This is a genomic window from Chitinophaga sp. YR627 (genome assembly GCF_900114995.1).
Lineage (GTDB): Bacteria > Bacteroidota > Bacteroidia > Chitinophagales > Chitinophagaceae > Chitinophaga.
In genome coordinates this window covers 969,457-985,785 of record NZ_FOUX01000003.1, presented here as the reverse complement: position 1 = coordinate 985,785, position 16,329 = coordinate 969,457, and the positions used below count along the sequence as shown (strand labels likewise).

Sequence of the window (16,329 nt, the reverse complement as noted above, 5' to 3'; positions counted from 1 at the left end):
ATTGTCCGGTTTCGGTACAAATATGTCCGGTTTCAAAAAAAAGAGCGGATGGTTGCCCATCCGCTCTTCTTATCTGAACAAAGGTATGTTCTATTCGGTCACTTTCACTCTGATACCTTCGCTGTGTGCGCTGAACTCAGGCGCATACATACACTGTGCAGTGCTGATACCATTGCTGAAGTTACCCTGGTGTGTTACAAACAGGGTGTATTCAAACACATAGGTACCTTTCGGCAGACTGCTAAAGAAGAAATTAGTACTTGCATCTTTCGTGCTTTCATAATAACTCACTCCATTCTGCCATTTACTGTCACTGATCACATTTTCAGGTTCAAAGCAGGCAGCGCGCATATCTTTCAGGTGTACGTATTCCATGTCACGGTCAACACGCATTACCACACGCACCTTTACTTTGTTGCCCACTTTCAGGCTATTACCGTCTTCAATGGCTGTCAGCACCGGACCGTTCGCAGTATTCTTTTCAATGAACAACTGCTTCTCCAGTTTCAGCGGTGTTTCAGCACCGGTGATCTTATCCAGCTGCTCAAAATACTGCCAGTAAGCGGCGCCCCATGAAGGCTGTCCTTTACTGCCTTTCACGGTTACTGCGATGTTACCCATAGCAGGTTTCACCTCAGTTGTATTCAGCTGCTTTTTGAAGTATCCGGTTCCTGCTTCTGTCTTTTCAGTTGCACTGCTGACAGTAGTATTACCCGCTTTGATCGTTACCTCCGGTGTTGCTTCCAGCCAGTTGCCACCACCGAGCAACATCGCATAACAAGCGTCTGCTGTTGCTTTCGTCGTATTCCAGCTATTGGTCTGTTTGTTTTTCAGCAACCAGGTTTTCATATCACCGATAGCAACCGAATCGTTGCCTACTTCTTTGAAGGCAGCGATCAGCATAGACTGTGTTTCAACTGGTGCTTCATACCACCAGTAACCACCACGCAGTTCCTTCCAGGTCATACCTGTTTCAGGATTATTGATAGCGCGTTCTTTCAGGGAACGAACAATATCCGTTGCTGTTTTATTGTCTCCGCTTCTGTTGAATACAAATGCCAGCATTGCCTGCTGATAGATACCCAGTTTCGTCCAGTATTTCTTCGCCTGTGTGATATAATACTGATAAGACTCTCTGAATTCAGCAGGAAGCTCTTGCTGACCTTTCAGCAAACTACGCGTATACAGATAATGTGTTTCGATATAACCGATCTGCTGTGCGTTCATATCTACCTTCAGCTGTTTCAGTCTGTGATAGGTATCATCAGTCGTTTTATCTGCATAGTGGATACCTTTTGAAAGGATATCATCTGCGTCTTCCAGCTCTTTCTCTCCCAGTGCGCCTACTTCACGCAGACGGCCTAAACCGGCAAGGATATACTGTGTGATATAACGGTCTTCCCACATACCATTGAACCATGGGAATGCGCCACTACTCAGCTGACGTTCCTTTAACTGTTCGATCGCTCTGTGTTGCTCGCTGCTCATACGTTGCAGATCAAACAGCAATGCGATACGTTTCTTCTGTTCTGCTTCATTTTTCGCTTCCAGCACCCATGGTGTTTCCTGCAGCAATACTGATTTCAGTTCTTCATTTTTCTGCAGGTTACTCTGCAATGCAGAGGTGTCAGTTGTACGCCATTTTTCAAACATACTTTTTACACCAGGTATTGCATTCGCGATATGCGTTGCGAGTGTGTTTGCATAATATCTGTTGAAGATCTGTTCAGAACATTCATAAGGATACTCCATCAGGTAAGGCAGTGCCTGTACGGCATACCATGCAGGATTTGAAGTAAACTCCAAAGTAAAGGCATGCTGTTGTAAAGTCTCAGACTCTCCGCTTTTCAGCAGCTTAGGCATGGTGAAATTGCGGGTACCATCACCGCGCATAGAGAGCGGCAATGTTTCTGTTACCAGCATGGTATTGGTCAGTACCGGTAATGCATTTTCCTCACCATCGCTGTATTTACCTGCCAGTGCTACTACACGATATACCAGTGAACTATTGAAGTTGAACGGTATCTGTACCGGGAAGTTTACAGCAGTACTTTGTCCTTTCTCAACAGTGAAATGTTGTGTAGGGAAGATATTCTGGAACCAGCCATCTACCGGTTGCATAGTCGTCGCATCCAGCAGTTCCAGTCTTGCTTCACCGTGTAAGGTGCTATCAGCCAGGTTGCTGATCTTCGCAGAGAATTCGATCTTATCTCCTTCACGCATGAAACGCGGTGCATTTGGCTGTACCATCAGTGGTTTCTGTGTAACGATGCTCGTTTCAGCAGTACCAAAGGCAGCATCTTTTGTATGCGCAAGTGATAAGAATTTCCAGCGTGTTAATGCTTCCGGAACAGTGAATTCGAACGTGATATTACCATCTTTATCTGTACGCAGATCAGGCAGGAAGAAGGCGGTTTCGTTGAAATTTTTACGTGGTTGGACTTTCGCTGCCTCTGCTTCTTTAACAGCTTTTGTTCCATCCCCAACTACTACAGATTCATTAAGTGCTCCCGGTGCTACAGCCGCCTGATCGGCAGCCAAATATCCATTACCTGCTATTTCCATCTCTTTCGCCGGGGCTGCCGGAGCAGGTACTGCCATAGCAGCTTCCGCTCTCATTCCACCAGCAAGCGTTAAACTCCTCTTCATCATCATTCTTCTTCTCTCCTGCTCGTACCCTACAATACTTATTTCCTGCTGTGTCGCATTTTTATCCTGCAACAGCACATACGCACCTGACAGATACCAGTCAAACCAATCAATATCATCATAAGAGAATGGTGTAGCAAATGGTCTTGCTTTCTCTCTGATATCATCGCGTTGCATGGAATACGTGGCCTTAAAGTTATCGCCTGTCCAGTATCTGTAAGCATCCAGATAAGGATTCAATGATGGGGCTGTCCAGCTCTGCATACGGAATTCGTCCAGTGATGCATCATACATAGACGCCAGCATTTCTGCTGCTACCTTTTCACCTTTGTACCCTTTTATGGTCACCTGCCATTTCTCTTTCTCACCTGGTTGCAGTTTATCGCGATGTGAAGCGATCGTGATATCCAGATCCTTGTTTGTCCATGGCACGCTCACTGTTTCTGCAACTGTATACAGCCTGTTATCTTTTACAAATGCATACTGGAACACGACATTACCTCTGTCACTTTCCAGTGCAGTGTAGTCTTTGTTTTCAATGCTGCCATTGATATCAAAACTGCTGAACAGTTCTTTCTTGTCAGGATGTTGTGACAACTGTAATACATGTACATCTTTTGCAGATGAACCGATACGCAGTTGTCTTTTTTCTCCTGGTTCGATACTTTTAATATCGCTGTATTTCCACACATACACAGGATAGGATGGTTTCTTCGCCTCCAGATCTATCACTTCAAAGACCTGCTTCTGTGTTACTTCTTCACCGTATTTATCTTTTGTACTTACTTTCAGTTCGTACCAGCCAGCAGCCAATTTCTGCTTACCTAATGCTACTCTTGACTGTGCACTGGTAGTAGCGGATTGTGTCAGTATGGCATTTTCTCTTGCCCAGCTTTCCTGTTCATTCTCATCTCTGTAGATATCATGCGGGAACAGTTTTTCGTATTCCGCCTGCGGGATGATGAACTGATCAGGTTTATCCCAGAATCTGCTTCTCAGCAGACGTGCAGCTGGTTTCACCGGACTAACAGTTACTGCTACATTCGCTGATTCGAAATTGCCATTCAGGTTCTGTGTAACGATGCTTACTGAATCCAGGTCTTTTGCCTGTACCCTGTCTGCCAGATTGATCTTTACTTCCAATGCCTGATAACCTGCATTCACTGTCTGCTCTCCGCTGTGTGTTTCTCCGTTGAGATCTGTTACGGTTGCAGATACTTCATAAGTGAAGATCGGTTTCAGGGATGCTGGTATTTTCAGATCAGGTAATGCAGCAAATGACACATTGAACGTACCATCTGCACCTGTCTTTGCTTCGCCATGTGCGATCTCACGGGAAGCACTCTGATAAGGCATTCTCCACATCATCCATGGATAGGGGAAACGCGCCCTTCTCACTACTCTGTACTCTACCTTTGCACCATCAATATTATTACCGGCGTAAGCCAGTGCTTTTGCTGTTACTTTTACGGAATCATTCACGCGATAAGTGCCACGTACCGGCTCAAATTCTACATAGAATTTAGGACGTTTGTATTCCTCTACATTAAAGGTGGTATATCCTTCTCCGCCAATTTCCTGAATATGGAACTCACCATTCAGACGGCCCATCGGGAGAGTGAATTTACCAGCGTAAGTACCGAATTCACCGGTAGTTACTTTGATACTGTCCACCAGTTCTCCGTTCACATCATACAACTGTACAGTAGTATGCAGATCGGTTACCACACGACTGCCTTTCTCTTTTCTGGCTAATGCGATCCCTTTGAAATACAGCGTTTGTCCCGGACGATAAATAGCCCTGTCGGTAAACAGGAAGCTGCTATGTTTGTCCTTCATTTCATCTGACTCCTGCTGGTATTTATAACTGTATACGTATTTGTGTTCGTCGATAAACAGGTCATCACTTCCATTGGTCCATTCCAGTCTTACATTCTCACGGTTGTTTTCCCACTTCACATCCATTGAGCCGTCTTTGCCTGCGGTGTAAGTCTGAGACAGGGTCATTTTTTCTTTATTCCCCGTATTTTTCTGTGACCATATTTTCAGTGTGGTACCAGGTAATGGCTGCCCTGTCTGACGATGCAGTGCATAATACTTGTTGGTGATATCACTTTCGTTATACTCACGCAATACGTAACTGATATTGGAAACATGTACAAACTGTACTGCCAGCAGATTTTCCTTCAGGGAGAATTCTTTCTTCACACTTGCCACGATCATATACATTCCTAAAGGCAATGCATCTATTTTGATCTCTGCGGAATGTGAACGGTAATCATCTGCCCCTGTCAACCCCTGCTCCCAGGATTTAACAGGTTGTCTTTCCAGCATCAGTCGCCAGTAACGGTTTGTCGTATCACGATAGTCGTTCTGTGCTGCACGCAGAGAGGCGCGGAAATCTTCATCAATACGCACTGCTCTCAGATAGATCTTATCTGTGTTACGATAGGTTACCAGTGTACGGAAAGGTTGATCCGGGAGATTCACCAGTTCTGTTTGCAGTTGCAGCAGTTTACGGTTGATGCTTGCCAGCAGATCGCCACAGCTGGCGCTACCAACTGATCCCGGCGCCAGTTTTACGCCTTTCTCACATAATTCCTTCGCTTTTTTAGACGCTTCGGATGCGGTCATTCCATCTATGTTGACAGCATCCTTCTGATTACTTTGTGTATAGTAATAGCTTGCCAGTTGCGCGAGTACCTGCGTTACTTCTTTTTCACCGGCATAGGCCTGTTCCTGTGACTTCAGCAAAGCCAGATAGGCTGCATCTTTTTCAGGCATTACAGACACCTGGTTGACATATGCTGTTCTTTCCAGGTCCAGGTTCAGCAGCGATGTTTTTTCTTTCGCATGCAGGCGCATCAGGTCCTGTAACAACAGGAGCGCTTTATATTGGAGGGAAACGGTATCGGTCGTAATGAATGCATGTTGCATGAAAACGGCCGCCGGAGCAAATGCAGCGGGGTCAGTCACTTCGAATTGATTCTCCGGACTGGTCACCAGGCTTTCTCCAGATTTGTAATACTCCAGTGCACGGTGTGCGAGCAGGTCATACAGGGTAGGCCGCAGTTTGCGGGTATCGCCGACACCTTCTTTTACGATATCGCTGTACTTGCTGATATCTGTCTTTTTCAGTACTTCCACATCTTTGAGGGAAGCCGCATATGCTGCAGCTATCTCACGATGCAGACGGGCTTCGCTCCAGGTGGATACATCCATGGAGGTATCGCCCTGTACGTCGGTGCGGTTGTACAGTTCATACCTGTTATTCTGCAGGTATCTCAGCAGGGATTCTGCCTGTATACTTTTCAGTATGGCGCGGGAGGCAAGGGAAAACGACTGGGTTTTCCAGCGGGCCACCTGTCCATTTTCGGGGATACCGTCTTCTACTTCAGCAACATACCTGATCCTGTAGATGTACGTTTTAAGTAACTGGGATTCATGCTGTTGTTTTGAGGCATTTTCAGCAATGGCGTCCAGTTCCTGCAGGGCCGATTTGAATAGATTCTTGTCATTTAACTCTTTTACCTTCTTCCAGTGCGAGTCATAATTGAACTGTGCCATGGCGGTTGTACAGCTTAGGATTAATAAAATAAAAGCAATTCCGATTAAACGCATGTGGGATAGCATTTGATATTCAGTTTGTCTCCGGAACAGGATGCAATTTTTGCTCCTATTCCACAGGGTTCCGTTGTAAAAGTCAATAAAAATATGCCGGGGCGAAAAAAAAATCCTCCCACGGATTAAACCGAGGGAGGATTAATATTACATAATCTATTGATTATTATGCTTTAACAGCTTTCAGTACTTCTGCCATTGTTTTACCAATGTTAGCAGGGCTTTCTACTACGTGAACACCACATTCTGCCATGATCTTCATCTTAGCAGCTGCTGTATCGTCAGCACCACCGATGATCGCACCAGCGTGGCCCATACGACGGCCTGGAGGCGCAGTCTGACCAGCGATGAAACCAACTACCGGTTTAGTACCGTTTTCTTTGATCCATTTTGCAGCGTCAGCTTCCATGCTACCACCGATCTCACCGATCATGATGATACCAACAGTTTCCGGATCGTTCATCAGCAGTTCAACCGCATCTTTGGTTGGCGTACCGATGATTGGGTCTCCACCGATACCGATAGCGGTAGATACACCCAGACCAGCTTTAACTACCTGATCAGCAGCTTCATATGTTAAAGTACCGGATTTAGATACGATACCGATGTTACCTTTCTTGAAAATAAAACCAGGCATGATACCTACTTTAGCCTCTTCTGCAGTGATTACACCAGGGCAGTTAGGTCCGATCAGGCGGCTGTTACGGCCAACCAGGAAGTTTTTAGCTCTGATCATGTCCTGTACAGGAATACCTTCAGTGATACAAACGATCAGTGCGATACCAGCTTCTGCAGCTTCCATGATGGCGTCTGCAGCGAAGCCTGGTGGAACGAAAATGATAGAAACATCAGCGCCTGTTGCTTTTACTGCATCGTCTACGGTGTTAAAAACCGGACGATCCAGGTGTTTACTGCCGCCTTTGCCTGGCGTAACGCCACCTACTACCTGCGTACCGTATTCGATCATCTGTGTGGCATGGAAAGTGCCCTCTGTACCGGTAAAGCCCTGTACAATCACTTTGCTATTCTTATTAACTAAAACACTCATCGCGCTTGGTTTATTGTTTTATAATAGATATCGGCAAAATTAAAGTCCTAATGCCAATTTCCAAATCAATCTTTTTTTAACTTATTCCGCCAATCCTGACTCTGGAACATTTCCATCTGCCGCATTTCTTTCGCCTCGCGAAGGAAGTCGGATGCAAAGATAAAGTCATTCAGCTTCTCATCTTTACTGAAAATGATGTCTTTATTACTTCCTTCCCACTGTTTGCGCCCTTTATACATATATACGATATGGTCACCGCTTTCCATTACGGTGTTCATATCGTGGGTATTGATCACCGTCGTAATGTTGTACTCCAGTGTTAAATCTTTGATCAGCTTATCTATCAGCAGGGAGGTTTGCGGGTCCAGGCCTGAATTGGGCTCATCGCAGAATAAGTATTTGGGATTCAATACAATAGCCCTTGCGATACCCACCCTTTTCTTCATACCACCACTGATCTCCGCAGGATACTTTTTTGCCGCATCTTTCAGTTGCACCCTTTCCAGACACTCCATGACACGGTTTCTTTTGTCTTTATGGCTGCCTTTTCCGAACATTTCCAGGGGAAACATTACGTTTTCTTCTACTGTCATACTGTCAAACAGGGCCGATCCCTGGAACAGCATACCGATCTGCTGGCGGACCTCCTTCTTCTCATGCTCACTCATATTGGTAAAATCCCTGCCATCGTAGAGTATTTTACCTTCATCCACCGGCATCAGTCCCACCATACATTTCATCATTACCGTCTTTCCACTGCCACTGCTACCAATGATCAGGTTCACTTTCCCGGTCTCCATTGTGGCAGTAACATCCGGCAAAATGACCTTATCACCAAAGCCCTTCTTAATATTAACCAATTCAATCATAAATAATTACGAATTAGGAACCGAACTACAAAACGCTGAATAATGCCTTTCTTTCCGTCTGTAATGGGCGATTTTCTTTATAACAGGAGTGCTGCCAGCAGGTAATCCATGAATAATATAAGGACACAGGTCACCACTACCGCACTGGTACTGGCTTTACCGATCTCTAACGCTCCCCCCTGCACATGATAACCATAGTACGAGGGTACACTGGCAATAATAAAGGCAAATACGAAGGCCTTAAAGAGGGCGAAAAATATATTATAGGCCCTGAAGTCCTGTCTGAGTCCCTGCCAGTATTGTTCCGCTGAAAGGATCCCTCCCAGCTCTCCCGCCTTCTGACCACCCCAGATACCCAGAAAACCGGCAATGGCAATGAGACAGGGTATCATAATGATAGCAGCCAGGATCTTAGGCATGATCAGGTATCCTTTGGTGTTGATACCCATGATCTCCTGCGCGTCAATCTGTTCAGATACACGCATATTCCCCAGTTCAGAGGCGATCTTGGAACCTACCACACCCGCCAGTACGATACAGGTCAGTGTGGGGGCAAATTCAAGTATGATGGTATCTCTTACAATTTGTGCAATCGTTGATCTGGGGATAACAGGGCTTACCAGCTGATAAGCAATCTGCAGGGTGGTTACCCCTCCCATGAACATCGAAATAATCAGTACAATCCCTAATGATCCGATACCGATATCCACACATTGGCGCATAAACTCCTTCCAGAACATACGCATATTTTCCGGACGGGAAAACATGCCCTTGAGCATAAGCAGGTAGCTTCCGAAATGATGAAAGAATCTAAATTCCATAACTGGCCAAAGATAGGGAAAAATAGTTGGGACTACATAGCCCCCGGCGGGTTCCGGCTATTTAAGACTTTTCACCAGCAGGCGCTTCAGACTACGTTCAATGATCTCACCCATTGTCTTACAACGTGAAAAGACAGGATCCTCGTAGTACTGTGCCAGTTCATGTCCCAGCTGACTTATTTTTTCGGGAAAGGAGACCCGATCGGTCATGATCACGTCTCTCAGGTCCTTTATGCGATGCCGTTGGGTCTTGATCCTCCGGGCAATAACAGAACGTTCCTCCTGTTGGTACTGCTTTACCACTTCCGCATTCAGGTGTTTCATCGCCAGTTCCACAAACACCCTGTTCTCCTTGAAAAACTGCGGCATATATAAGGTACGCTTACCCTCATAGAACTGCTGGTCAAAATCGATCGCCCGGATACGGAACTGTACATCGTCAAAGTCCTGGGTAATATCAAATACGAAATTGTAGGAACGCATATCTCCCAGCAGACGTACAAAACAACGCTCATTAAATTTGACGAATTCCTTGGCAATACGCTTAGGGTTAAACTCCGGCCGGTTCATATATTGCAGAATGAACTGATCTCCCGGTACGCCGGCAATATGCTCTTCAATCAGCGTATTTCCATCAACAATAAAATTGATCACATAAGGAGATAAGATGTGTTCCAGCTCCAGTCCGTAAATACGGGAAGCATCCGCCACCTTTACATAGAAGTAGTCATACACATCATTGTATGTGTTGCGTATCCTGATACGGAATGGATGAGAATTACCAAAGGTGCAGAAATCAATACGCTCCACTTCCAGGTGTTCCTCCGCAGTGAAATCACCTCCCGCTTTCATAATAGAATAAATTCTCTTCAGGCCTGCATGTAACTGCTGATGCATACTCTGCGGATAAAAAACAGACTCCCACAGGGTGTCTTTTCCATCCTTATCGTATACCGGAATGCTGTTATCAAAATAACGCATCTCCTCATAAGAGACAGGTAGTTTTACCTCCCGTTCGTATAGTTTAAGATAACCTCTGAAGGAAGGATTCAGGGGGAAAAAGGCCTTCTTTTTTGATATATGCTGCAAAAGAATTAAGAATTAAAAATTAAGAATTAAGAATTGGTGGACTTACGATAATACCAGATTCCCTAACTTTTTATTAAGTTAATAAATCAATACCGTTATTGATTCATCTTCAGGATATTGACGCAAAAATTCTTAATTATTAATTTTTAATTCTTAATTAATCTCTTACTTCTTCCCGTCGCAACACTTATGCTGCGCATCCACAACCGCAATATTCACCATGTTCACAATAGAACGAACAGTGCTGCCCAGCTGAAGAATATGCACAGGTTTCTTCATACCTAACAATACCGGACCGATAGCATCGAAGCCCGCTACTTCCTGGAGAAGGTTATATGCGATATTACCTGCCGCCAGATTCGGGAAGATCAGCGTGTTAACCTCCTGTCCCAGCAATTCGCTGAAAGGATAACTATCCTTCAGGATCTCCTGGTTAAAGGCCATCGCCGCCTGGATCTCACCATCCACGATCAGGGTTGGATCTTTCTGTTTTACAATATCACGCGCTTTTGCCACCAGCTGCGCTTCCGCTGTACCACTGGAACCAAAGCTGGAATAAGACAGCATCGCGATACGTGGCGTGATGTTGAACTGTCTCACTTCATTTGCCACCAGCAGGGTGATTTCCGCCAGTTCTTCCGCAGTAGGGTTGAAGTTCACCGTAGTGTCTCCCAGAAACAGCGGACCGCGTTTTGTATTGATGATATACATACCGGCCACACGTTTTGCATTCGGCTCCATACCGATCACATGTAACGCCGGACGAATAGTATCAGGGTAGTTACGTGTCAGACCAGAGATCAGCGCATCCGCTTCTCCTGTTTCAACCAGCATACAACCAAAGTAGTTACGCTCACGCATTACTTTCTTCGCTTCGTACTGGTTAAATCCTTTACGTTGGCGTTTTTTGAAGAACAGTTCACCAAAATGATGACGTTTTTCACTCATTTCATCGCTCTTCGGATCGATGATCACTGTGTCATCCAGTTCGATACCGTTTTCTGCTGCCAGATTACGGATACGCAGTTCATTACCCAACAGGATAGGATACGCGATCCCCTCTTCCCTTACTACCTGTGAAGCTTTCAGTACTTTCAGGTTATCCGCTTCCGCGAATACAACCTTACGTGGGTCCTGACGGGCTTTGGTACCGATCACGCGGAACAACTGGTTATCCAGGCCCAGACGTTTGTTCAGTACTTCTACATAAGCGTCCCAGTCTGTAATAGGCTGCTGCGCTACACCGCTGTCCATCGCTGCTTTCGCTACCGCAGGAGCTACGTGGCTCAGCAAACGCGGATCCAGTGGTTTTGGAATGATATATCTCGGACCGAAAAACAGGTTTCTTTCATTGTAAGCGAGGTTCACGATATCCGGTACGGATTCTTTCGCCAGCTCTGCCAGCGCATGTACTGCTGCCAGTTTCATCTCTTCGTTGATCTGGGTAGCACGTACGTCCAGCGCTCCACGGAAGATATAAGGGAAACCCAGTACGTTATTCACCTGGTTAGGATGATCTGAACGACCGGTACACATGATGACATCAGGACGGGATGCAACAGCCAGATCATAAGCGATCTCCGGATCCGGATTGGCCATTGCAAACACGATCGGATTATCCGCCATGCTCTTGATCATGTTAGGGGTAACAACGTTACCAACTGACAGACCAACAAATACGTCCGCACCTTTCAGCGCTTCCGCCAGTTCAGTTACAGTTGAAGTTGTAGCGAACTGTTTGTGCATATCTGACAAATTAGGACGGGAAGTATTGATCACGCCATCCTTGTCAAACATGATGATATTTTCTTTATTCGCGCCCAGTGATACATACAGTTTCACACAGGCCATGGCAGCTGCACCAGCGCCATTTATAACGATATTAACCTTGTTAATGTCTTTTTTCACCAGTTCCAGGGCGTTCAGCAGGGCTGCACTGGAAATGATGGCGGTACCATGCTGATCATCGTGCATGATCGGAATTCTCAGTTCCTTTTTCAGACGCTCTTCTATGGCAAAGCACTCCGGACTTTTGATATCTTCCAGGTTGATACCACCGAAAGTTGGTTCCATCGCTTTCACAACCTGTACAAACTCGTCCACGTTCTTGGTGTTCAGTTCAATGTCAAATACATCGATATCTGCAAAGATTTTGAACAATACGGCTTTACCTTCCATTACCGGTTTACCCGCTTCCGGACCAATATCGCCCAGACCAAGTACTGCCGTACCATTACTGATCACCGCAACCAGATTCCCTTTGGCGGTATATTTGTACACATTCTCTACGTCTTTGGCGATCTCCTTACATGGCTCTGCTACTCCGGGAGAGTAAGCCAGTGAAAGGTCCCATTGTGTCTTGGTGTTCTTTGTAGGTATTACTTCAATTTTTCCAGGCCGCCCCAATGCATGGTAATCCAGTGCATCCTGCTTGTTCTGTTTTCTTGCCATTTCAATAAAAGATTGTTCTTGGGCGTGCAATATACGAAGTATTGGAGGAACAGTGAGTACCACGAAAGAGTAGGTTCACAATATTTACTTATTTTTACCCGGTAAATCTCCCTGACAAACATGATACAACGCATTCAAAGTCTTTACCTTTTATTAGCGGCTGCGGCCGGTATCGGTACCTGGTTCCTGAATATCTGGAAAGCTACCCTTAACGACGGATCGATCAGATATTTCAATGCACAGTCGAGCTTTATAGTGTTTCTGGTGCTGATGCTGGTAGTAGGATTGGCCCTGTTCTGTATTTTCCTGTTCAAAAACCGCAAATTACAGTTCAGACTGACCATACTGAATATTCTGCTGTCTTTAGCAGCCATTGCCCTCCAATACTTCAAAGTACAGGATAGTGCTAATGAGCTCCAGGCTCAGGGCAAACTGATCACTACTGCCACTTATCTGCCAGGCGCTTTCCTGCCAGTCCTGATATTTATCTTTTTGCTGCTGGCGGCAAGAGGCATTTTCAAGGATGAGAAGCTGATTAAGTCACTGGACAGACTCAGATAAATTCAATTACGAATTAGGAATTATCAATTAGGAATTGGGCCTGTCCCAATGTACTTCCATAAAATAAAAAAGCTGCGAGATCATCTCCGCAGCTTTTTTATTTTATCTCAATGCCATTTTCAGCATCGATACACTTAATTACTAATCAATCAATTACAGAATTAATTCCTAATTGTTAATTCCAAATTTCCTAATTATTTACAGGTATTTCCCCGTATAACTCTCCTTCACATCCTTCAGCCCCTCCGGCAATCCCGCATACAATAACTGTCCGCCACCGGCGCCTCCCTCAGGGCCCAGGTCAATTACCCAGTCAGCGCTGCGGATCACGTCGATGTTGTGTTCAATTACCAGTACGCTGTGTCCCTGATCGATCAGAGCATTAAAGGAAGCCAATAGTTTCTTGATGTCATGGAAGTGGAGACCGGTGGTCGGTTCATCAAAGATGAACAGGATATGTCCCTGTGCTTTTCCTTTACCGAGGAAGGAAGCCAGTTTCACACGCTGTGCTTCGCCACCGCTCAGTGTATCACTGCTCTGACCGAGTTTCACATAACCCAGGCCCACATCGCTCAGCGGACGGATCTTGTTACACACGTCTTTTTCATCTTTGAAGAACTCCAGCGACTCTTCTACGCTCATCTCAAGTACGTCGTAGATGTTTTTGCCTTTATAGGTCACTTCCAGTACTTCTTCCTTGAAACGACGGCCACCGCAGGTTTCACATTGCAGGTGTACGTCTGCCAGGAACTGCATTTCCACAATTACTTCTCCTTCTCCCTTGCAGGCGTCGCAACGGCCGCCATCTACGTTGAAAGAGAAATGTTTTGGCTGGAATCCGCGCATTTTGCTCAGCTGCTGCTTCGCATACAGATCACGGATTTCGTCATATGCTTTGATATAAGTAACCGGGTTAGAACGGGATGATTTACCGATCGGATTCTGGTCCACCATTTCGATCTGTGTGATATCATCCACGGCGCCTTTCAATGCACGGTGCTGACCTACGCGATCTGCAAATTCACCTTTTAGTTTCATGAGGGCCGGATAGAGGATCTGTTTTACCAGTGTGGTCTTACCTGATCCGCTCACACCGCTCACAACAGTCAGTACCTGTAAAGGAAAATCTACGTCGATATTTTTCAGGTTATGCTGACGACAACCTTCGAGAGAAATCGCCTTTTTCCATTTACGGAGTTTAATCGGCGGCTCGATGCTCAGCTGTCCGCTGAGGTATCTACCTGTCAGACTTTTACTGTCTTTCAGGATTTCCTGGTAATTACCTGCGAAGATCACCTCACCACCCAGGTGACTGGCCAGTGGTCCCATATCGATGATATAGTCGGCTTCTTCCATCATCATCTCATCGTGTTCTACTACGACAACGGTGTTACCCAGGTCACGCAGTTCCTTCAGTACACCAATGAGGCGATGCGTATCGCGTGCATGCAGACCGATACTTGGTTCATCGAGTATGTACATGGAATTGGTCAGATTGCTACCCAGCGAGCGGGTCAGCTGAATACGCTGACTTTCACCACCACTTAACGTGTTGGCCACACGGTTCAGGGTAAGATAACCGAGACCTACATCAAGTAATGTCTTCAGACGGTGATCAATTTCCACGAGTATTCTCTTTGCTACCTGCTGATCATATTCTGACAGCTGTAGTTGCTGGAACCATTCGTAGAGGTTGCTTACCGGCATATCTACCAGTTGCGCGATGTTAGCGCCTGCTATTTTGATGTATAGCGCTTCTTTTCTCAGGCGGCCTCCTCCGCATTCCGGACAACCAGTCCGGCCACGGTAGCGGGATTGCAGCACACGGTACTGTACTTTGTACAGGTTCTGCTCCACCATTTTGAAAAACTCGTTCAGTCCGTAGAAATGCTCGTTACCTGTCCAGAGCAACTGGTACTGCTCATCCGTAAGATCAACGATCGGTTTGTGGATCGGGAAATTGAACTTACGGGAGGCTTTTATCAGCGCTTCCTTGTATTCGCCCATCTTCTCACCTCTCCAGGGAGCGATGGCGTTTTCATATACACTCAGGCGTTTGTCAGGAATGACCAGGTCGGCATCGATACCCAGCACATGGCCAAAACCTTCACACACCGGACAAGCACCATAAGGATTGTTGAAAGAGAACAGGTTGGGGACTGGTTCTTCGAACTGCATGCCATCGAGTTCAAAACGGTTGGAGAAATGTTTCATCTCCGCGCCATTTACCTCTACCAGACAGTCGCCCTCGCTTTCGTAAAATGAAGTCTGCACACTGTCACCAATACGGTGCAGGTCATCTTCTTCAAATTCCTTTGCCACCAGACGGTCTACCAGCAGGTAAGCCTCTTTGGGGAGCGTTGGTTTCTTTTCGTCCAGCAGTTCTTCGATACGCAGCAGGGAACCATTGCCTTTTTCCTTTACATACAGCCGGGAAAAACCTTTCTGCATCAGGATCTGCAATTCTTCCTTCACGTCGCGTTTTTCGTGACGGCGGAAGGTAACCAGCAATTGTATCTTCGACCCGGCGGGCAATTTTTTGATATAATCCACCACATCGCTCACCTCGTGTTTCTTTACGAGCTGACCGGATACAGGAGAGTATGTTTTGCCGATACGGGCAAAAAAGAGGCGGAGGTAGTCATATATCTCCGTCATAGAGCCCACGGTAGAACGTGGTGTACGGGTGATCACTTTTTGCTCGATGGCGATGGCAGGACAAATCCCCTTGATGTAATCAACATCAGGTTTGTTCATGCGCATAAGGAACTGACGGGCATAAGCGCTGAGGCTCTCCGCATAGCGGCGCTGACCTTCAGCATACAATGTGTCCATGGTCAGTGAAGACTTGCCTGAACCGGAGACTCCGGTTACCACTACCAGCTTGCTTCTTGGAATGCCTACGCTAACATTTTTGAGGTTGTGAACGCGTGCGCCCTTAATGAAAATCTGATCTTGCGTACTAACTGACTGAGCTTCAGTTATTGTTTCCGTTTTCTTCACTTTAGTAGCCATAATGGATGTAAAAATACTGAAAGTAAACCATTCCGGCAGCATTCCATTCTACCTGAACGCGTTACAGGCGAAACCTGCAAGGGCCGGTCAATTCCGTGGGGTTGTGGCTATATTAAATGACAGGAAAATTGCACAAATGAGGGATTGTTTTATTGAACTATTACTTTATATTTGCATTAGATGAAACCTGAACGTCTTCTCAGGT

7 protein-coding genes and 2 pseudogenes are annotated in these 16,329 nt (G+C 45.9%); 1 reads left to right on the top strand and 8 read right to left on the bottom strand.

What is annotated here, in order from left to right:
- Nucleotides 1-90: 90 nt before the first annotated feature.
- The 7 genes and pseudogenes from BMZ72_RS19570 to BMZ72_RS37195 all read right to left on the bottom strand — a co-directional run.
- Nucleotides 91-6,216 (bottom strand): alpha-2-macroglobulin family protein, encoded by a 6,126-nt coding sequence (locus BMZ72_RS19570; RefSeq protein WP_177222847.1) that lies wholly within the window; start codon nucleotides 6,214-6,216, stop codon nucleotides 91-93.
- A gap of 220 nt (nucleotides 6,217-6,436) precedes the next feature.
- Nucleotides 6,437-7,318, bottom strand: coding sequence for a succinate--CoA ligase subunit alpha (sucD, locus tag BMZ72_RS19565; RefSeq protein WP_012788887.1), 882 nt, complete (start codon nucleotides 7,316-7,318; stop codon nucleotides 6,437-6,439).
- A gap of 65 nt (nucleotides 7,319-7,383) precedes the next feature.
- Complete coding sequence (locus BMZ72_RS19560; protein WP_089811309.1) at nucleotides 7,384-8,187, bottom strand: ABC transporter ATP-binding protein; 804 nt, start codon at nucleotides 8,185-8,187, stop codon at nucleotides 7,384-7,386.
- Between the two features lie 77 nt (nucleotides 8,188-8,264).
- Nucleotides 8,265-9,008 (bottom strand): MlaE family ABC transporter permease, encoded by a 744-nt coding sequence (locus BMZ72_RS19555; RefSeq protein ID WP_089811307.1) that lies wholly within the window; start codon nucleotides 9,006-9,008, stop codon nucleotides 8,265-8,267.
- Nucleotides 9,009-9,065: 57 nt separating this feature from the next.
- Nucleotides 9,066-10,097, bottom strand: coding sequence for a hypothetical protein (locus BMZ72_RS19550; protein WP_089811305.1), 1,032 nt, complete (start codon nucleotides 10,095-10,097; stop codon nucleotides 9,066-9,068).
- 165 nt (nucleotides 10,098-10,262) lie between these two features.
- Nucleotides 10,263-11,246 (bottom strand): annotated as a pseudogene (locus BMZ72_RS37200) (phosphate acyltransferase); the annotation flags it as partial.
- Nucleotides 11,247-11,321: 75 nt separating this feature from the next.
- Nucleotides 11,322-12,548, bottom strand: a pseudogene (locus BMZ72_RS37195) (malic enzyme-like NAD(P)-binding protein); the annotation flags it as partial.
- Nucleotides 12,549-12,668: 120 nt separating this feature from the next.
- Here BMZ72_RS37195 and BMZ72_RS19540 point away from each other — a divergent pair.
- Nucleotides 12,669-13,109, top strand: a complete 441-nt coding sequence (locus BMZ72_RS19540; RefSeq protein ID WP_089811302.1) for a DUF4293 domain-containing protein — start codon at nucleotides 12,669-12,671, stop codon at nucleotides 13,107-13,109.
- A 198-nt stretch (nucleotides 13,110-13,307) separates the two neighbouring features.
- Here the strand turns inward: BMZ72_RS19540 and uvrA are convergent, their stop codons facing one another.
- A complete protein-coding gene (gene uvrA, locus BMZ72_RS19535; RefSeq protein ID WP_255373243.1) occupies nucleotides 13,308-16,124 on the bottom strand; it encodes an excinuclease ABC subunit UvrA in 2,817 nt (938 codons plus the stop codon).
- Nucleotides 16,125-16,329 lie beyond the last annotated feature (205 nt).